The organism is Sphingobacterium sp. HJSM2_6 (assembly GCF_049316305.1).
Classification (GTDB): domain Bacteria; phylum Bacteroidota; class Bacteroidia; order Sphingobacteriales; family Sphingobacteriaceae; genus Sphingobacterium.
In genome coordinates this window covers 58,129-77,742 of record NZ_JBMOXB010000004.1, presented here as the reverse complement: position 1 = coordinate 77,742, position 19,614 = coordinate 58,129, and the positions used below count along the sequence as shown (strand labels likewise).

15 protein-coding genes are annotated in these 19,614 nt (G+C 38.5%); 12 read left to right on the top strand and 3 right to left on the bottom strand.

Annotated elements, in window-relative coordinates; translation table 11 throughout:
• The first annotated feature begins 77 nt into the window (after nt 1-77).
• The 3 genes from bshC (at nt 78) to ACFRAE_RS05130 (ending at nt 2,807) form a co-directional block, all read left to right on the top strand.
• A complete protein-coding gene (gene bshC, locus ACFRAE_RS05140; RefSeq protein ID WP_422796056.1) occupies nt 78-1,667 on the top strand; it encodes a bacillithiol biosynthesis cysteine-adding enzyme BshC in 1,590 nt (529 codons plus the stop codon).
• A 5-nt stretch (nt 1,668-1,672) separates the two neighbouring features.
• Nucleotides 1,673-2,275, top strand: a complete 603-nt coding sequence (locus tag ACFRAE_RS05135; RefSeq protein WP_422796055.1) for a Crp/Fnr family transcriptional regulator — start codon at nt 1,673-1,675, stop codon at nt 2,273-2,275.
• 88 nt (nt 2,276-2,363) lie between these two features.
• Complete coding sequence (locus tag ACFRAE_RS05130) at nt 2,364-2,807, top strand: hypothetical protein (RefSeq protein ID WP_422796054.1); 444 nt, start codon at nt 2,364-2,366, stop codon at nt 2,805-2,807.
• 1 nt (nt 2,808) lies between these two features.
• Here the strand turns inward: ACFRAE_RS05130 and ctlX are convergent, their stop codons facing one another.
• On the bottom strand, nt 2,809-3,726 hold the full coding sequence (gene ctlX, locus ACFRAE_RS05125) for a citrulline utilization hydrolase CtlX (RefSeq protein WP_422796053.1): 918 nt from the start codon (nt 3,724-3,726) through the stop codon (nt 2,809-2,811).
• 2 nt (nt 3,727-3,728) lie between these two features.
• Nucleotides 3,729-4,643, bottom strand: coding sequence for a dimethylarginine dimethylaminohydrolase family protein (locus ACFRAE_RS05120; RefSeq protein WP_422796052.1), 915 nt, complete (start codon nt 4,641-4,643; stop codon nt 3,729-3,731).
• Nucleotides 4,644-5,121: 478 nt separating this feature from the next.
• Here ACFRAE_RS05120 and gcvP point away from each other — a divergent pair, with 478 nt between their 5' ends.
• Together gcvP and ACFRAE_RS05110 are read left to right on the top strand one after the other, a co-directional pair.
• Entirely contained in the window at nt 5,122-7,995 is a 2,874-nt protein-coding gene (gcvP, locus tag ACFRAE_RS05115) for an aminomethyl-transferring glycine dehydrogenase (protein ID WP_422796051.1), read from the top strand.
• A gap of 94 nt (nt 7,996-8,089) precedes the next feature.
• A complete protein-coding gene (locus ACFRAE_RS05110; RefSeq protein ID WP_422796050.1) occupies nt 8,090-8,353 on the top strand; it encodes a CBU_0592 family membrane protein in 264 nt (87 codons plus the stop codon).
• A 1-nt stretch (nt 8,354) separates the two neighbouring features.
• On the opposite strand, the gene ACFRAE_RS05105 is transcribed toward ACFRAE_RS05110, so the two are convergent.
• The gene (locus ACFRAE_RS05105; RefSeq protein ID WP_422796049.1) at nt 8,355-8,960 is read right to left on the bottom strand and encodes a TetR family transcriptional regulator; all 606 of its coding nucleotides are present in this window, start codon (nt 8,958-8,960) and stop codon (nt 8,355-8,357) included.
• 330 nt (nt 8,961-9,290) lie between these two features.
• Between ACFRAE_RS05105 and ACFRAE_RS05100 the strand changes: the two genes are divergently transcribed.
• From ACFRAE_RS05100 to ACFRAE_RS05070, 7 genes are all read left to right on the top strand, one after another.
• A complete protein-coding gene (locus ACFRAE_RS05100) occupies nt 9,291-12,473 on the top strand; it encodes a SusC/RagA family TonB-linked outer membrane protein (RefSeq protein WP_422796048.1) in 3,183 nt (1,060 codons plus the stop codon).
• A 19-nt stretch (nt 12,474-12,492) separates the two neighbouring features.
• Entirely contained in the window at nt 12,493-14,292 is a 1,800-nt protein-coding gene (locus ACFRAE_RS05095) for a RagB/SusD family nutrient uptake outer membrane protein (RefSeq protein ID WP_422796047.1), read from the top strand.
• A 14-nt stretch (nt 14,293-14,306) separates the two neighbouring features.
• A complete protein-coding gene (locus ACFRAE_RS05090) occupies nt 14,307-15,152 on the top strand; it encodes a metallophosphoesterase family protein (RefSeq protein ID WP_422796046.1) in 846 nt (281 codons plus the stop codon).
• A 4-nt stretch (nt 15,153-15,156) separates the two neighbouring features.
• Nucleotides 15,157-16,689, top strand: coding sequence for an endonuclease/exonuclease/phosphatase family protein (locus ACFRAE_RS05085; protein WP_422796045.1), 1,533 nt, complete (start codon nt 15,157-15,159; stop codon nt 16,687-16,689).
• 3 nt (nt 16,690-16,692) lie between these two features.
• Entirely contained in the window at nt 16,693-17,619 is a 927-nt protein-coding gene (locus ACFRAE_RS05080; RefSeq protein ID WP_422796044.1) for an endonuclease/exonuclease/phosphatase family protein, read from the top strand.
• A 127-nt stretch (nt 17,620-17,746) separates the two neighbouring features.
• Nucleotides 17,747-18,499: a 3-keto-disaccharide hydrolase gene (locus tag ACFRAE_RS05075; RefSeq protein ID WP_422796043.1), complete on the top strand. Its 753-nt coding sequence runs from the start codon at nt 17,747-17,749 to the stop codon at nt 18,497-18,499.
• Nucleotides 18,500-18,535: 36 nt separating this feature from the next.
• Complete coding sequence (locus ACFRAE_RS05070; protein ID WP_422796042.1) at nt 18,536-19,357, top strand: N-acetylmuramoyl-L-alanine amidase; 822 nt, start codon at nt 18,536-18,538, stop codon at nt 19,355-19,357.
• Nucleotides 19,358-19,614: the final 257 nt, after the last annotated feature.

The window sequence follows — 19,614 nt, the reverse complement described above, 5'->3', positions numbered from 1 at the left end:
AGTTCACTGCCTTTTTTTAATTTTTTGTATTTTGTATACTGAATGCGTATACATTTGTAAAACATTAAAAAAGGTAGATGAAAGCCACATACATAGAATACAACGATACCCTTAGTTTTTCTAAAACATTATTGGCCTATTTAGGAAATAAACCTGAACTGGCCCCATTCTATGGTCATCGACCAGATCTTGAAGGATTTGCCAAATTGATAGGTGCTAAACAGCAGTTTGCCCATCGGGATCTTTTAGTTAATCAGCTGCGTTTACAGTATGGGGATTTACTAGCAGATTCGTCCGCAGTATCCAATAACATTGACTTATTAGCCAAACCTAGCACTTATACCATCACAACGGGTCATCAGCTGAACATTTTTACCGGACCTCTATACTTTATTTTTAAGATTGTTACGGCGATTAAACTTGCAAGGGACTTGAAAAGTAAGTTTCCGGAACAAGATTTTGTTCCAGTATATTGGATGGCTACCGAGGATCATGATTTTGCGGAGATTAATCATACGAGGGTCTATGGAAAGCGAATAGCCTGGGAAGAGGAAGGTAAATCGGCTACTGGCCGCATGGATACAAGTAGTATGCTGGATGTGGTAAGGCAATACTGTAATACCTTCGGCCTGTCGGAGATCGCGACGGAGCTGACAAAAAAAGTAGAGGACGCCTATTCCCAAGGATATACACTTGCTAAGGCAACACGGACATTCGTGCACAGTTTATTTAAGGATTATGGTTTGTTGATTCTAGATGCGGATCATCGATCGTTGAAACAAGTATTTGCTTCGTACATCGAACAAGACATCTTGGAACAAAAGAGTTTTGCGGCAATTCAACAAAGTACGCAAGCCCTGGAATCCCTAGGTTTTAATGCCCAGGTTCATGCTCGCGAGATCAATTTCTTTTACTTGACTGATGCGTTTCGCGAACGAATTGTTCAGACCTTGGATGGCAGGTATGAGGTGCTGCACCAGCAGATCTTCTTTACCCCTGCGGAATTAGTGGAGGAGATTCGTAATCATCCAGAACGGTTTAGTCCAAACGTGGTCATGAGGCCCTTATATCAAGAAATCATTCTGCCTAACTTAGCCTATATTGGCGGAGGTGCGGAAATTGTTTATTGGCTGCAATTGAAAGCGAATTTTGATCAATATGGGGTAGACTTTCCCCTATTAATACCGCGCAACTCGGCCTTAATTACCGATGATCAAGTTGCAGGTAAAGTGTTTAGACTAGATTTGACGTTTAAGAGTGTTTTTAAACCATTAAATACCCTAAAGAACGAATATGTGAAGCGTCAAACCAAGCATCGTCTAAGTTTGCAAGATGAATGGATGGAGATGAATGCTATATTTGCTAGAATAAAATTAAGAACTCATAAAATAGATCCCAGTTTAGGTCCAAGTACAGAAGCGGTTAAAGCGAGATTGAAAAAAGCGATGAATAACCTGGAGAAAAAACTGTTAAAGGCTGAAAAGCGCAACCATGAAGATGCGTTAATTCAAATTGAGCGCTTAAAAGATAATTTATTTCCCAATGGTGGATTGCAAGAGCGGACAGATAATTTTGCCGTTTTGTATTTGAAACATGGGGAGGGTTTCATGGAAGAGCTAATCAAAAACTTTAACCCATTAGCATTTAAATTTACCGTTCTTTATTAACGATTATGAAGGAAAAACAATTGTATGAGAGTAACTTTTACCGATATTATACGGAAAAAGCAGGCTTAACTGAAGCTGAATTTGAACAGCTCCTTCCGTATTTTGAATTTAAAGAACTCAAGCATAATCAACTATTATTAAGAACTGGGGAAGTCTGTAAACATGTTTTTTTTGTTGAACAGGGTTTATTACAATCTTTTTCAATTGATGAAAAGGGCGGTGAACATATCCTGCAGTTTGCGCCTGAAAATTGGCTTGTCGCTGATCGAGCTAGTCAATATTTTAATGAACCTTCCGATTACTATATTAAAGCCATTGAGCCATCAATCGTAGTCTTTTTGGCTATTCCTTTTTTTGAAAATGCCTCTAATTTGAGCCGTAGTTTTTCTTGTTTTAATGAGAATTCATTGCAACGAAGTATTTATTTTATGCAACGGAGAATCAACTCCTTGCTAGGAATGACAGCTAAAGAAAGGTACTTGGAGTTTTTGAAACTGTATCCAAACTTGCTATTGCGTGTTCCTCAATGGATGATTGCTTCCTATTTAGGAGTCACACCAGAGAGCTTAAGTAGGGTACGTAGGGAAATAGCGAAAGATAGTTTTTAATTGCAATTCACGAATTATTCTCAACATATGCAAAAAACATTGTCGCACTTATAGGATTATGCTCGTTAACTATTAAAACCTATAAGCTATGACTAAACCTTTGTTCATTTTATTGTTCTGCGTATTTGTACTAAGTTCTTGTAATAAAGAAGAACTGAACCTTTCGACATTGAAGGTGGAAGTGCTAACTTATTCAGGGATGTGTGGTACGATTTTGCTGAAAATAGATAGTTTGAATACACAATTAGATTCAACAAAATTGGTTTGTCAAACCAATAAAGCGTTAATAAAACGCGAAACGTCAACAGAGAAATTTAACCGTATGAAGCAATATGTAAGTACATTAAACTTAATGAACTTTAAGAATTCTTCTTGTGCACGTTGTACTGATGGAGTCGACTATATCTTTAAGTTGACAATGGACGATAAGTCCAATGAGTTCTCTATTTCAAGAAATATGAGTGCAGATTTTGGGAATAAGGAGAAATTTGAAGAATTACTGCTTTTTATTGACACATTCAATAATCCATAGATTACTGGTGGAATAGCTCTGCCATCATGCATCTTGCACTTCCTCCACCATATTTTTCAATAGTATAAAGGGGAGCATGAAGGATGGCACCAAATTTTTCTAATTGTTTTATTTGTTCTTCGTTTAAGGACTCAAATGCTTGAGTACTCATACAGATTATGGGTTCTTGCTCTCTGTTTTTAACTTCCAATATATTCCCTGCAAAATGATTCATTTGATCTTCAGAGATTTCAATCACCTCTTTCCGCGTATTGCTGAAGCTTTGTAACAGCATGTTTTTTTCATCTTCTGATTTGATGGTTTCCATGCAGATTAAACAGAAATTTGTGCCAATAGACATCATCACATTACTGTGGTAAATAGGTAATAATTTCCCATGTACAGTTTGTTCCGCATGAAAGCTAATGGGTTTATACTGTTGATCTTCACAATAAATGTTTAATAATTCTAGATTGGATCGATCTGAAATAGCGCAATAGGCAATTCGATACGTATGGTCTAGGATTAAAACGCCTGTTCCTTCCAAAAATTTATTCTGATCCTCATAAATGCTGTAATCAATTACCTTGTCGAAATGATAGCCTAAGTTTTCCAATTGCCCAAGGTAATTCAGCGAACGTTCTAAACGTCTGTTTTTGGCAAACATAGGATATAAAATCACCTGATTGGGTTGAAAAGAAATGACATTATTTGGGAATATACTATCTGGCGTGTTTTTTAAACCCTGATCTTGAAGGGAGATAATTTTAATGCCTGCGCTCTTCAATAAGCGTGTGAAATTGTCAAATTCCGCCAATGCTAAGTCAGCAATATTATCTTGATTTACTTCCTGTGATTGAAAAAAATTGTTGACTGCCGTTTCTTCGTTGCTTCGAAAGGAAAAGGGCCTAACCATAAAAATCGTATCCGTTGTTTGCATGTTTAATCTCTTAGTAATGGTAATGTAGAACACCTTAACAAGCCTTCTTGTTTACCAATTTCATAATACGGGATTTCCTCTACTAAAATACCGCGATTCCTGAGCCATTGATTTAAGGCATGAAATCGTCGCTCGCTAACGACCACAGTATCTGAAATAGAAAAGACATTCGAATTCATTTCGTACATGCCGGTGGCATCGATATGAAATAAGTTTTCTTTCCCAAATAGGTCTACTAGGTATTCATAATCCTGCTCGTTGCGGAAACCACCCTTATAAATAATGCCGTAATGCGACCCGACGGGTTGGAAACAACAATCCAGGTGCAGTGCATTTGCTTTAGGATCTTTCATGGATTTTATCAGATCAAATGCTTTAATGATCTTGTGCGGGAATAATTCTTGTAAAAATGCCACCGCATGTTGGTTGGTTCGAGCCGTGTTTAATAAGGAATAATCTGAGCCTGTATACGTACCTATAAACAGGTGTTCATGGTGGAGTAAAACATCGCCACCTTCAATGTGTACATGGCTTGGAGGGTTGATCAACTGATTCGATTGAACCTGGCTTATAATAGCCTGAATAGCCTCCCACTCTTGTGCGCGGTCAGGTAGTATATTCGACTTTATAAAGTAGTCATCAATGACAAAGCCAATATCCCTGGTAAATATTTGATTAAGATTTGGAATTATTTCCGGTCTTAATACGTTAATATGATGTTTTAAAAGGACTTGATGGAAGGCTTCCAGTTCGAGAAGCATATCTTCTTCTAGCGGATAAGTTCCTGCCCGTATATGTTTCAAGGATTTAGGATCATAGGCTTCTTCGGGTTTGGGGGTTGGACCATTGGAATTCGCAATTCCTAATAGGACAGTATGCAACTTGTTGGTTTCACTATCAATGTGTAGTCTCAGCATATAATTCAAGATGATTGGCTCCTTTCAAAATTAAGAAAGATTCTTGTCCTCCTTTGGCTGGCGTAATATTTTTATAAATAATTAATTTTTAATGAATTAAGACTGAAAATCTAGGCTTTATTCTGCTTAAAAACTGTAGAAAAGAAAATTTTATTCACAGTTAATTGTCAATTTGTTAAATAATAAATTCTTGAAATAGTTTAAGAGATGGGCTAATCTAAAATTAGTCATTATTGAAAATTGAAAACCATTCAAGGCTTTCTACATATTTTCTAAAATTCAAAAAGTTTTATTGCTGTTCGTTTAAAAAATCACGCAAACGATTGATGTTCTAATAAAAATTTATGGACTAGCTACCTCCATTAAAATTATTCTTAAAATGCGTATCTTTGCGCATCTAAATTTATAATAGACCAACTGAATAAAGAATTTGGGTATTAGATTTTTATCGTATCCAGATATACAACAAATACTTAACATGAGTAACGTATTTTATCAAGAAAAATTTGAAGACCGTCACAATGGTCCAAGTTCTGCACAAGTAGAGGAGATGTTAACCGCCTTAGGCGTGAGTTCCTTAGAAGAATTAATCCAACAAACCGTTCCAACTCAAATTCGTAAAAAAGAACCTTTAAAGCTGCCAAAGGCTTTGAGTGAGGTTGCTTATTTAGAAAAAATTGCGCAAATAGCGGAGAAGAATAAGGTTTTTAAATCTTTTATCGGGCAAGGCTACCATGATGTGGTATTACCAGGAGTTATTCAACGAAATGTGTTTGAAAATCCAGGATGGTATACCCAGTACACGCCATACCAAGCAGAGATCGCTCAAGGACGTTTACAAGCTTTGTTGAATTTCCAAACGATGGTTTCGGACTTGACAGGATTGGAAATTGCCAATGCCTCTTTATTAGATGAGGCTACAGCAGCTGCTGAGGGAATGTTCATGTTGTATAGTGCTCGTAAAAACAAAGATGCTCATGTTTTCTTAGTGACGCCTCATATTTTTCCGCAGACATTAGATGTACTTCAAACGAGAGCAGTACCTTTTGGAGTTGAGATACGTGTTGCAGATATCGCTGTAGAAAATTTAACAGATGACGTATTTGCTGCGTTTATTCAGTATCCTGCAGCAGATGGTACGATTGCCGACTATAAAGAATTTACCGCTTATGCGCATGATAAGGAAATCACTATTTGTGTAGCGACGGACTTAATGGCATTAGCGTTATTAACTCCTCCAGGAGAATGGGGTGCCGATGTGGTCATTGGAAACTCCCAAAGATTTGGTGTACCTATGGGCTTTGGAGGTCCCCATGCCGCATTCTTTGCCACCAAAGATAGTTTCAAACGGAATATTCCAGGACGTATTATTGGGGTAACCACAGATGCTAATGGTGAATACGCATTGCGTATGGCTTTGCAAACTCGTGAACAACATATTCGTCGGGATAAAGCATCCTCAAATATCTGTACTGCACAAGCGTTACTCGCTATTATGGCATCGTTTTATGCGGTATATCACGGCCCTAAAGGAATTCAAGCGATTGCTTCTAGAATTCACGACTTAACCAAGTTGGCGGATGCCGCTATTCAAGCCTTAGGCTATACACAGCATAATAAAGCTTATTTTGATACACTACGTTTTGATGCAGGAGATCAAATTGGCACCTTAAAAGGTGAAGCATTAAATCATGAATTTAATTTCTTCTACTTAGATCAAATTGTAGGAATTTCCATTGATGAAACAACTACTTTCCAAGATATTCAAACCATAGTTAAAGTATTTGCTAAGATAAAAGGAAAAACAGCACACGATGTTGATTTAAATGCCTTGGCAGCTAAACTTCAAGTGGTTATTCCGGAAGAATTGGAACGTTCCAGTGCGTACTTGACTCATCCAATATTCAACAGCTACCATTCGGAAAGTGAAATGTTACGTTACATTAAATCTTTAGAAGCAAAAGATCTTTCCTTATGTCATTCCATGATTCCATTAGGATCATGTACAATGAAATTGAATGCGACTACTGAGATGGTACCTGTTACTTGGGCACGTTTCGGATGTCTTCATCCATTTGCACCTGTAGATCAAACTTCAGGCTATATGCAATTGATTAATGAGCTGAATGATTGGTTATGTGAAATCACAGGCTTTGCTAAGATGTCATTTCAACCAAACTCTGGTGCGCAAGGGGAATATGCTGGATTAATGGTCATTCGTGCTTATCACCACAGCCGTGGAGATTTCGATCGTAATATCTGTTTAATTCCTGCATCTGCACATGGAACTAACCCGGCTTCTGCTTCTATGGCAGGGCTTAAAGTGGTGGTTGTAAAATGTGATGAGCGTGGTAATATCGATGTGGAAGATTTGAAAGCAAAAGCCATTGAACATGCGGCAAACTTAAACTCCTTGATGGTGACTTATCCATCTACCCATGGGGTATTTGAAGAACCTATTGTAGAGATCTGTCAAATTATTCACGATAATGGTGGACAGGTTTATATGGATGGTGCAAATATGAATGCACAAGTAGGATTAACAAGTCCGGGTTACATTGGTGCAGACGTTTGTCACTTAAATTTACATAAGACCTTCTGTATTCCACATGGTGGAGGTGGTCCAGGTATGGGCCCTATTGGGGTTGCAGCGCATTTGGTTCCTTTCTTACCAAACCATGAAGTAGTTGAAATATCTGGTGAAGAAGGTATATCAGCAGTTTCGGCGGCTCCATTTGGTTCGGCTTCCATCTTGGTTATTTCTCATGCTTATATAGCGATGATGGGTAGCGAAGGTTTAACCAATGCCACGAAATATGCAATTCTAAATGCCAATTACATTAAAGCGAATTTAGAAAAGCATTATCCGGTATTGTATGCTGGTTCAAATGGTCGTTGTGCCCATGAGATGATTCTAGATTGTCGTTCATTTAAACAAGTAGGTATTGAAGTTGCTGACATTGCAAAACGCTTAATGGATTATGGTTTCCATGCGCCTACCGTATCGTTCCCTGTTGCTGGAACCTTGATGGTGGAACCAACGGAATCTGAATCGAAAGCGGAACTAGATCGCTTTTGTGAGGCTTTAATTGCCATCCGCGCGGAAATTGCTGCTGTAGAGCAAGGTCAAGCAGATCAAAAAGACAATGTATTGAAACATGCTCCTCATACCGCTAGAACCGTTACTGGTGATGATTGGGATAGACCATATTCTCGTCAAACTGCGGCCTATCCGGTTGAGTACTTGCGCATGAATAAATTCTGGCCTTCTGTAGGTCGTGTTAATGATTCGCAAGGCGATAGAACCTTGATTTGTTCATGTCCTCCGATAGAAGCTTACGCGGAAGCATAGGGTTTCGATCCATTCCTTGATAAGAAGTACGTATAGCCTTTGTTTTCTATTTGGAAAACAAAGGCTATATTCGTTTTAAGATGTTTTAATTTATATGCTTATTAAAGAAAATATCGTATCCATTATTGGTTGGATAGGCGTAATTACCTGTACATTGGGGTTCTTATTACTCAATATGCGTGTATTAAGATTTGATGCTACCGCGTATCAATTAATTAACATGTTTGGTGGTATTTGCTTAGTTAGCAGTGCCATTTATTTTGGAGATCAGCCCAATATTGCCGCCAATAGCCTTTGGGTTGTGATCGCTATTTATGGTTTAGTACGTAAGAAAAAAAGCAAGAATGCCAACCCATAGGTTAAACTTCTTTCGGAAGATTCAATAATTGGAAGGCATAGTTTCGATATTCCTTAAGTTTAATGTCGTATTCCTCTTTTTCGCTGATTAAACTTAAGTAATAATAAGCTCCATCTACTAAAACATATATTAAATCGGCCGTTTTTTCTGCTGATTCGATATGAATAATCTTCGCTTCCTGACAAGCTTCCAACACGATCTTCAAGTGAAACCGGAGGCCATCATGTAAACCTTTAAATTTTCCTTTAATCTTTTTATCTCGAAACCCTAAAGCATAGCAACTGTAAAATATGCTATCGTTGAATAAGGCGTTCCATTTTTTGGAGAATAGTTTTGCAATCAATTCGACTAAATAATCTTTTAAATCGTAACCTGATGATCGGGGTCTTCGATAGATGTTTAAATATTTACTTAATATATAATCTACCAGTTCATAGTTTAAGTCATCTTTAGTTTTGAAATAGTGCATGATCAGGCTTGGATTGATGTCCATAAAAGCAGCTATTTTTGCAATAGAAGTATTCTCCATTCCTTCTTTTTTCGCTACAGCATAATACTTTTCAATGATTTCTTTTCTTCGTTCGTCCTTGATACTATTTCTTCCCATAACCTGACATTAATTGATTGAGTATTCAATAAATATACTAAACCTATATAAATTGTTAAAATTAAATATATTTTTTGTTAAAAGCTTTGTAAACCAAAAGATAATCACATAATTTAGTGAATAAGAAATACATTGTAACCAAAATAAACTAATCGTTTAAACTTACCTTCAAAAAGGATAATATTAAGATTACATACAAGTAATTTTAAAATAATATCGAAGTTGTAAGTTTATATTTTGAATGAATATTCAATTAATTATGATATGATTTTAGAACCAATAGAAAAAAGTTCAAGATGCAGCATGTTGAACAAGCAATTAATCCTAATTATGATTTGGCTGATACCTGTTTTTCTCTCTGCCCAAGAACTTAAGATAAGCGGAAAAGTAATGGATGCTTCAAACAAGCCAATTGAAGCGGTCAGTGTTAAAGTCAAAGGAAGCAGTATAGCCACATCTACGGACAAGGAGGGTAATTTTTCTTTAACTGCAGCTTCAAGAAACAGTATTCTTGTATTTACTTTCTTGGGCTATAAGAGTCAGGAGCAGCAAATTCAATCGGCCGAGCCTATACGCATAACAATGGTGGCAGATGAGAGCAATCTAGATGAAGTTATCGTTATTGGTTATGGAACGAAAAAGAAAATAAATGTGACAGGTGCCGTTGATCAGATCTCTGGTAAACAATTGGAGTCAAGACCGATCACTAATGTGATGCAAGGACTTCAAGGAGCCAGTCCTGGTCTAAATATAACTTATGGAAATGGTAGTCCTGGCGGTATTCCAAACATCAATATCCGAGGCACAACATCCATTAATGGAGGCTCACCTCTAATCGTTATCGATGGTATTCCAGTGTCCGACACCTACGACATGATTCGCTTAAACCCCAGTGATATCGAAACCTATACCGTATTACGAGATGCAGCTTCTGCAGCGATTTACGGAGCTAGGGCAACGTATGGGGTTATAATGATCACGACTAAATCGGGGAAACAAGGCAAACAATCCATCACTTACAACGTAAATACAGCCTGGGGAAAACCGACAGAAATGCCCGATGCGGTGACAGATCCTTATATCTTTTCCCGTGTTTTGGAAACGGCTACCGATAATACACCTTGGGATTATGTCAATTTCAACGAATCCTATTACCAATGGGCCAAAGAGCGTTCAGAGAACCCCTCCTTACCTTCTGTCAGAATCAATCCTGATAATTCTGCCCAATGGGAATATATGGGGAATACTAATTGGAATGATTATTTTCTACAAAATTCTTCCTTTTCGCACATACACTCCTTAACTTTTTCTGGTGGAGCAGAAATTAACAATAGACCTTTAAATTATTACCTATCTGCAGACTATACCAAAGAAAACGGTTTAAATAAATTGGCTTCTGATTTTTGGCAACGTAAAGGTTTACGGGGAAGATTCTCTGTAGCGCCAATTTCCTGGTTAAAAATTGATAATAATATGAATGTTTATCAAACCAATCGGGATCGTCCAAATGCAAGCTTGACAGATCTATACTATTTGCAACCCACGCAAGTGGCCGTAAATCCAGATGGAACCTGGGGAAACAATGCTGCAGGTCGCTTAGCCGCAAGTTTAGTGGATGGCGGAAAGATGAATGAAAAGATGTTCGGATTTCAGAACATCTTTAATGCCGTAGGAACCTTTTTAAATGGAGATTTGACGGTTACTGCGGATGCTAGTTTTAAACGAGAGTATTGGCGATATCCTCAATTTACAAAACGCTATAAAATTGGTTATGGGCCAGATGATATTCGGGAAGAAGGGGGCAATGGTTTTGTTTCCGATCGACGAGGAGAAATCAGCAACGATGTTTTTAATCTTTATGCCAATTACAATAAACAAATAAACGATCACCATATCGCATTAACCTTAGGAGGAAATCAAGAAGAGTACGTATGGGATACTACGACGGCTCAGCGCGATAAATTAATTTCCTCATCCTTACCTTATTTGGGTTTAACTACTGGAGATGCCATTATCAATTCGGGCTATAGTTCCTATGCTACCCGAAGTGCTTTTGGACGTTTTACCTATACCTTTTTAGATCGGTATATTTTGGAAGGCACCGGTCGTTATGACGGATCATCCCGATTCCCGAAAGGATCGAGGTGGGGATTCTTTCCTTCCATTTCTGGTTCTTGGGTCGCTTCCCAAGAACAATTTTTTGAATCGTTAAAACCGGTTTTCTCCAACTTGAAATTTAGAGCTTCCTATGGTAGTTTGGGAAATCAGAGTGTAGGAGATTTTTCATATATACAAACCATGGGAACAGGATTGTCCAACTATTTAGTCAATGGTAATCGTGTTCAAGTGATCCAATCGGCCCCTCCATTAACAATAGATCCGAAAACCTACACTTGGGAAAAAGCCGCAACAGTCAATGTAGGAACTGATATTGGTTTGATGAATGATCAATTCTTTGCTAGCTTCGATTACTATGTTCGGGAGACCACAGGAATGTTAACTGCCGGGCAAGAGTTGCCAGGGGTTTTAGGGTCCAATCCTCCGAGGCAAAATGTGGCAGATTTGAGAACCAAAGGTTGGGAGCTATCGGTTTCCTATAAAAACCAATTTGAATTGGCGAATAAAAACTTCCGTTTTGATGCCAAAGTGGTGCTTTCCGATTCCAAAGCAAAAATCACTAAGTTTAAAAATGATCAACGTCGACTTGCTGATTATTTTGAAGGTTATGAGTTTGGAACTATTTACGGTTTAGTGAGCGATGGATTTTTTCATAGTCAGGAAGAAATAGACCAGTTGGATCATTCCGCTATTGTTCCTTGGGGAGCATTAAGTGTTGTCAACGGTTGGCCTAAATTCAAAGACTTGGATGGTAACAATAAAATAGAATTAGGGCTAACAGAGTCGGAAATGAAGGATCGTAAAATCATTGGTAATTCCTCCGATAGAATGCGTATTGGTTTCAATTTAAATATGGATTGGAACGGATTTGATGCCTCTATCTTTTTGCAAGGAGTATTAAGAAGGGATTTTTACCCGAGTCATTACCTGTTTTGGGGACCATATCAGCAGCCCTATGCAAACATTTATCCTTGGCACTTAGATTATTACCGTCAAACCGCGGATTCAGAGGAACAAAGAGCCAAGCATTCCGCAGCCTACTTGGAAGCAGGCTTAGCCGACGCGAATCTGGATGCTACCTACCCAGTATTGCAATCCTGGTTAGCAGATGCCAATGATGGTAAGGGTTTAGCAATACCCAATACCCAATACCTGCTTAATGGAGCGTATTTACGGGTGAAGAACATCACCCTCGGGTATTCCTTGCCCTCACAGATCACGCAACGATGGAAAATGGGTCGATTAAGATTCTTTATAACAGGGGAAAATGTTTTTGAGTTCTCAAAAATCAAACAATATGTAGACCCTGAGTCCATTAATAATGGCACGGATAATAGCGCATGGGCTTATCCTTTCCAACGTAAAATTGCGGCAGGTTTAAACCTAGATTTTTAATCCATCAAAAAAGAATGTCATGAAACTCTATAAAAACATACTCTATATTTCCTTTTCTGGTTTGCTGCTGATATCATCGGCCTGTTCCGATGATTTCTTAGATAGAAATCCGCAGACTGCAATTACGCCAGAAGTGTTCTTCAACTCCGAAGAGGATTTAGCCCTATACATGTACGGACTATTGGACATGCCCAATAGGAATAGTTATTTAAATGACCAAAGTACCGACAATGCCGCCACGACAGCAGCGGTAGAACTTAAAACGATGATGGTTGGAAATCCTTCCTCCCAAACCATCACTTCAGGCTGGTCTTGGTCACGCTTAAGGAATATCAATTACTTTCTAGAAAACTACCAAAAGGCCAAAGTTTCCGATGAAATAAAAAATCATTATGTTGGCCTTGCTAGGTATTATCGAGCTATATTTTATTACAACATGGTCAAACGTTATTCCGATGTGCCATGGTATGGAAATACCCTAAATCCAAGTGATGAGGAGTTGAAAGATCCACAAGCTCCGCGTGAAGAAGTTTTGGACCACATTATGGAAGATTTAGCTTTTGCGTCCGAAAATGTACGCGAATCGGTGCCTACAGGAACTCCTGGAAAATGGGTGGTTCGCTTGATGCAGGCAAAAATTGCGTTGCATGAAGGTACCTATCGGAAATACCATGATGAGTTAAACTTAAAAGCTACCGCCGATCCGTTTTTGAAGCTTGCGGAAGAAGCGTCGCTGGCGATTATTTCATCGACAAAATACAGCTTATTTACTACGGGAAATCCCAATCAGGATTATGCCAGTTTGTTTGAATCGCAAGATTTAACAGCTAATAAGGAAGTCATGTTAATCAATGCCTTTGATCAATCCAAAAATATCTCTCAAAATGTAAATGGGGTGGTCTTTGGAGACTATGAACAATCCCCATCTAGGGATTTGATTCAATCCTACCTGATGAAGGACGGTAGTCGTTTTACGGATAAAGCCGATTATCAAACCCTTGGTTTTGTTCAAGAATTTGAAAACAGAGATCCCCGTTTAGCGCAGACGGTGGTATATCCACAATGGATACGAGTTCCTGAAACTGCCGCTTATGTGCAGCGATTAAATAAAAATTTTACAGGCTACCACCAAAGAAAAGGCTATGTGAATAGTACTGTTCAAGAGGTGTTAAATGGGGTTGATTTTCCCGTGTACCGTTACGCGGAGGTATTGTTGATTCATGCTGAAGCAAAAGCAGAATTAGGAACGCTTACGCAAGCAGACTTGGATAAGACCATTAACCTGTTAAGAAAACGTGTAAATATGCCCGATTTGAGCTTATTAACAGCCAATGCAAATCCAGACGCTAAGTTAAGAACTGATTTTCCAAAGGTTTCCGGAGCATTGACCGGGGTTATTTTAGAAATTCGAAGAGAAAGAAGAGTAGAAATGGCTTTTGAAAATAGTCGATATGACGATCTGATGCGTTGGAATGCAGGTAAATTATTGGAGAAAATTCCAGAGGGGATGTATTTTCAAGGCGTAGGAAATTACGATATGACAGGTGATGGTATTCCAGATATCAAACTTATTCCTGAAGGAGAGACTATCCCTACGGTACGTGAAAAAAACGCATTAGGAGTAAATTTAGTATATTATAGCATTGGTCGTTTTGATGGTACCGCAGGGGTTTACCTGAAAAATGGCAGCAGTGGCGGGACCATGGTTACCGAAATTCGTGCTCGGACCTTTCATGAACCCATGTTTTATTATCGCCCAATACCGGAAACACAAATGTTATTAAATAGTAATTTGAAACAACCCTTTGGTTGGAAATAAGAAAATATATACAAATGAAAAAATACCTAGTACTATTCGCAGTTTGCTTCTTTTTAATTGATGCCAATGCGCAAGAAAAATTCTCTTTTGCTTTCTTTACCGATCTGCATATGAATGCTCATGAACAAGCAAAATCATATGAAGGCTTAGAAAAGGCTATTGGAGTAGCTAAAAAACAAAAAGTAGATTTTGTGTTAACCGGAGGAGATAATGTAGATGTAGATGCGCTGAAAGAAAACCAGAAAGATAAAGCAATGAGCTTGTATCAGCGATATCAGGAGATTATTAAACAGAGTCAGATGAAATGGTATTTGACTATTGGCAATCATGACCGATATTGGCATAGCGATGGCGAATACGGATCAGGATTATTTAGTTCTTTTTTTGGAAAAACCTATTACAGCTTTGAACATAAAGGATGGAAATTTATCGTCCTAAATAGTACAGAAATCTGCGATGGAAAATACTGCATCAGTGATAAGCAACAGCAATGGTTGAAGGAAGAATTACAGAAAACCTCAAAAACTCAACCGATTATTATCGCTACACATGTGCCTTTCTTATCCTTATATTATCCAGTTTTAGAAGGCAGATATACCGATGCAGATACGTTCGTCAATCAAAAGGAAGTCCGCAGCTTATTTGATGCGCATAACTTAAAATTAGTGTTACAAGGACATCAGCATCTTTATGAAGAAATTAAAGTTAAGGGGGTTCAATACATTACTGCTGGAGCGATTAGTGCGAATTGGTGGGGAGGAGATTTCCACGGCACCGAAGAAGGCTTTTTAAAAGTTAATTTGAAAGGCAATGATTTCGATTGGGAATATGTGGATTATGGTTGGACGGTAAACAACTAATCCTATGGCAATCCATTGGAGATCGTATTTAATTTTACTTGTTTTTTGCTGTCATATCCTTCATGATCAGGTATTGGCACAGGAAAAACCAGTTTGGTCAGAAAATTTTGAGCATTTCGACCCAAGCCGAACCATTCCTGGGAAGGTCGGTCAAGCATTGAATTTAACCCGTACCGCATCTAAACGAACTCCATTGAGTTTTGCATTACCAAGTTCAACTTTTGGCAATTCCTTTTCCTTAACGTGTTGGGTAAAAGGAGAGCCGGACTTTGAGCGGTATTCGATTATAGATCTTTTGTTTACTTACCCGGACTCTACAACAGCCAGCTGGTCTATACAGAAACAGGTAAATCAAAGTTGGGCATGGAAGTATCAGCAAGGGGAAAAAGAGCTCCTTTATGAAGGTAGTCATAAATCTCAACCCATCCATAAGGATTGGAATTTGTTGGCTATGCTCGTTAATCTGAATAAAGAAGAGGTTACCTTATATTATAACCAACAACAAGTAGCCATATATTCCCTTGAGGGGGTATTGAAAAAGGGCACAGTTCAACAGGTGCAACTAACAATTGCTGGGGAAACACGAGGGGAATTGTCAGAATGGGAAAGTTTTAATGGTCAAATAGATGAGGTGAATATATATTCAGGTTTATTAAGCAAAGAAGCTATTCAGGCGTATTACGAGAAACATCAGCAAGGATATCTTAAAAAAGAGGCTATTACTCCTACAGATACCTTAAGAATCATGAGCTTCAATATTTGGCACGGAGGAAATGAAACCGGTAAAGCTTTCGGCTACGAGCGCATCGCTCAATTAATTAAAGATGCTAAAGCAGATATTGTAGCTATGCAAGAAACCTATGGCTCAGGTGCAAAAATTGCCGCTGAATTAGGCTATTATTTTTACCTACGCAGTACAAATATTTCTATTTTAAGCAGGTACCCTATTATTGAGACCTTAGCTGCTTATAAACCCTTCAATAATGGAAATGCTTATATACAACTCGGACGAGATACCATAGCGGTGGCCTGTGTGTGGTTAAATTATCCAATTGATTATTGGGCGAATATTGAAAACAATAAGAAAATGGATATTCAGGAATGGCAGAAACTGCAATTGGGCAACACGAACAGCATGCGGGGCATTATTCAGGCCTTGAAATCTCCATTGGAGCGTAGCGAAGATATTCCCGTCTTTATCTGTGGCGATTTCAATTCAGGCTCCCATTTGGATTATGTAGAAGCAACTCGTTATCGGAACGGCGGCTATAATATGCCATTTCCTACATCTCTATATTTAGATTCACTTGGATTTAGAGATACTTACCGGGAACGGTATCCAGATCCAGTAAAAAATCCGGGGACGACATGGTCTCCTATTCATCCGAAAGTGCATCAAGATCGGATTGACTATATTTACCTTAAAAATAAAAGGCTTCAACTTATTGATTCCCGCATTATTGATGCTAGTAAGGAAAAATACCCTTCCGATCATGCGGCAGTGATGAGCACCTTTTTATTCCCTCAGAAACCTTAACCTATGAAACAGATATCAAGTATTTTCATCCTCCTATTCATGGCCATTTCTTCCAGCTTGACAGCGGCGAATAAGCCAGCGGCAAAAACCTCCTTTAAAATATTAACCTTTAATCTATGGGTTGGTGGTGATGGTTCAGGCTTCGAAAAGTCTAAAAGTGTTGCCGCTCAATTACGAACGATTCGGGAAACAAATTCCGATATTGTCGCCTTTCAAGAGCAAACGAGCCATAAATTTGGCATCAGCTCTAGAGCGCAAGAGCTGGCGGATAGTCTTTCTTGGAATTGCATCATTATAGACCGCAGTAGAGCCGTAATCAGTAAGCATCCCATGCAACGATTAAACGGAGATGAATCGCAACTGCTGAAGTTTAATTTAGACGGAAAAGAGTTTATAGTGGCCGATGTCCATTTACCGGCCTATCCTTATCAACCATACGACATCGCCGATGGAAAGATTTTGAATGCAGCAGATGCGGTAATGGCCGCAAAAGCAGCCCGAGGAAAACAAATAGCGTCGGTGTTAGCTGAGCGCAAGGGGCATGAACAATTGCCTATGATTGTGCTAGGAGACTTTAATGAACCCAGTTATTACGATTGGTCAGCAAAAGCTATCCAACAACGAAAAGATGATCGATTAACATTTCCAGTCCAATGGCCGAGTACCTATTTGTTAGTGGAGGCTGGATTTCAGGATAGCTACCGTATTAACCATAAAAATGTGCAAAAAAAACCCGCTTATACCTGGACATCTATTCCTGGCGGGTCAATTCCCAATGAGGTTCATGATCGAATTGACTTAATTTTTACGACCAAGCACTTTAAATCAAAGAAACAGTGGATTGTAGGAGAGCATAAGGAAATGGCTGATATCGTCATAAATCCATGGCCTACAGATCATCGAGCGGTTTTAGCGGAATTGCATTTCTAAGCATAGCCTTTTTGATGAGGTAGAAACCTCCAATAATGGAACAAATTATTGGAGGTTTCCCTTTTAGCGAACTCTTTATTCCTATTTTTTTATTGTTATCTTAGAACACGCACAAATTTATAAACCCATGAAATCAACCTTTAACATCTTTTTAATAGCACTATTGTTACTGATTCAACATCATTCTGTATTTGCTCAAAAAAAGCTTTTTCAATTTGGTGTTGAAAAGAGTTTTGATGAGTCCATATTAAACGCTCGAGGCAAAGGAAAAGCCATTACTTGGTTTGATGTAAATACGTCAGATAGCACTTGGAAAGTCAAGAAAAACTTGTTAATTAATTCTGGAAACCCTATCGGTGTTGTCCGTTCGGAAAAGATGTATGAAAATTTTATTATGCATGTAGAATGGAGGCATATGGAAAAAGGCGGAAACTCCGGTATTTTTGTTTGGTGTGATGCCATAGCCGAGCCGGCATCCCGTTTACCTATGGGTATGGAAGTTCAAATGTTGGAACTGGATTGGGTGAATATTCATGCCAAGGACGGCGTTCAGCAGCCTATTGCTTATGTGCATGGAGAGCTGTTTGGTGCTGGTGGAATGACCGCATCACCGGATAATCCACGGGGGACACGCAGTAAGTCGGTAGAAAATCGATGTTTGGGTGTAGGACAATGGAATAAATATACCGTCGTTTGTATAGATGGAACGGTGAAGTTAGCCGTTAATGGTAAATTTGTAAATAGCATTCGTTTAGCGTCCAAACGTAAAGGATATTTATGCCTAGAAGCGGAAGGCGCGTTAATGGAATTTAGGAATTTGCAAATTATAGAATTAGAGCCCGGAGTAGAACGACCAGAATTCGTTGTGGACGCCCTATAATCCCGGTATATTTGTGTACAACAATAGGTGGATATCATGGTAAAGAATTACATCAGTTATATGGCTATAGCCATATTATTTAGCGCTTGTGCTGGCGGAAAGTATGCTGCTACGGAAAAAGTGTATAAGAAAAAGGCTAAGGAATTTGCTGAAGTATATAAGCAAGTACCTATAGAAACACAAATTCAGAAAATAGCCGCAAATCATAAAGAATGGGTAGCATCCACTAATTTTGGAATTCGTAAGCCGAATTATGTGATGATTCATCATACCGCGCAACAATCGACAGAACAAACCATTAAAACATTTCATAATGAAAAAGTGGGTGTTAGTTCGCATTATGTGATAGGTCGTGATGGTCAAATCGTGCAAATGGTCAATGATTATTATCGTGCACATCACGCAGGTGCAGGAAAATGGGGGAATGACACCGATTTGAATTCTTCGTCTATAGGTATAGAGTTGGATAACAATGGAACGACAGACCCTTGGCCTGAAGTGCAAATTACGGCACTCGTTCAACTGCTTAAGTACCTCAAAGAATCCTATAAAATTCCCCAGGCCAACTTTATTGGGCACATGGACTATGCCCCAACGCGTAAAAATGACCCTTCACGCTTTCCTTGGAAAACATTAGCCGACCAAGGCTTTGGTTTTTGGTACGATGATCTTTTGGAAGAACCCCCAATAGGCTTTGATCCTAAATTGGCCCTTCGAATCATTGGGTTTGATATAAAAAATTTAGATGCTGCAATAAAGGGCTTTAAGTACCATTATGTACAAAAAGACGTTACTTCAGCGAACCTAAATCCGGATGATTTGAAAATACTGTACGCCATATTTAAGAAATTTCTATAATGCGAAAAACCAGCTTTAATTACGACAAAGCTGGTTTTCTTTTTTTAACAACATCGTTTGGATTACTTGTTCCCACAATAAGGAATGTCCTCCCTCCACAAGTGGCTATCAATGGATTGTTAAAAAGAAATTAGCCATGGAATAGGCAGCTGGTCTATGCGCCCTAAATTTTATTAATCTTCCTAGCTTATTTTGATATTTTACCCAAGCCTTGATCGGTTAAATGCGGATCTCCTTCGGATCTTCTTTGGACTTCC

Bases quoted from the DNA above. Each gene is read 5' to 3' on its own strand.
- ACFRAE_RS05095 (WP_422796047.1), top strand. From the start codon at position 12,493: ATGAAACTCTATAAAAACATACTCTATATTTCCTTTTCTGGTTTGCTG.
- ACFRAE_RS05135 (WP_422796055.1), top strand. From the start codon at position 1,673: ATGAAGGAAAAACAATTGTATGAGAGTAACTTTTACCGATATTATACG.
- ctlX (WP_422796053.1), bottom strand. From the start codon at position 3,726: ATGCAAACAACGGATACGATTTTTATGGTTAGGCCCTTTTCCTTTCGA.
- ACFRAE_RS05110 (WP_422796050.1), top strand. From the start codon at position 8,090: ATGCTTATTAAAGAAAATATCGTATCCATTATTGGTTGGATAGGCGTA.
- ACFRAE_RS05085 (WP_422796045.1), top strand. From the start codon at position 15,157: ATGGCAATCCATTGGAGATCGTATTTAATTTTACTTGTTTTTTGCTGT.
- ACFRAE_RS05075 (WP_422796043.1), top strand. From the start codon at position 17,747: ATGAAATCAACCTTTAACATCTTTTTAATAGCACTATTGTTACTGATT.
- ACFRAE_RS05070 (WP_422796042.1), top strand. From the start codon at position 18,536: ATGGTAAAGAATTACATCAGTTATATGGCTATAGCCATATTATTTAGC.
- ACFRAE_RS05080 (WP_422796044.1), top strand. From the start codon at position 16,693: ATGAAACAGATATCAAGTATTTTCATCCTCCTATTCATGGCCATTTCT.
- ACFRAE_RS05120 (WP_422796052.1), bottom strand. From the start codon at position 4,643: ATGCTGAGACTACACATTGATAGTGAAACCAACAAGTTGCATACTGTC.
- gcvP (WP_422796051.1), top strand. From the start codon at position 5,122: ATGAGTAACGTATTTTATCAAGAAAAATTTGAAGACCGTCACAATGGT.
- bshC (WP_422796056.1), top strand. From the start codon at position 78: ATGAAAGCCACATACATAGAATACAACGATACCCTTAGTTTTTCTAAA.
- ACFRAE_RS05090 (WP_422796046.1), top strand. From the start codon at position 14,307: ATGAAAAAATACCTAGTACTATTCGCAGTTTGCTTCTTTTTAATTGAT.
- ACFRAE_RS05105 (WP_422796049.1), bottom strand. From the start codon at position 8,960: ATGGGAAGAAATAGTATCAAGGACGAACGAAGAAAAGAAATCATTGAA.
- ACFRAE_RS05130 (WP_422796054.1), top strand. From the start codon at position 2,364: ATGACTAAACCTTTGTTCATTTTATTGTTCTGCGTATTTGTACTAAGT.
- ACFRAE_RS05100 (WP_422796048.1), top strand. From the start codon at position 9,291: ATGATTTGGCTGATACCTGTTTTTCTCTCTGCCCAAGAACTTAAGATA.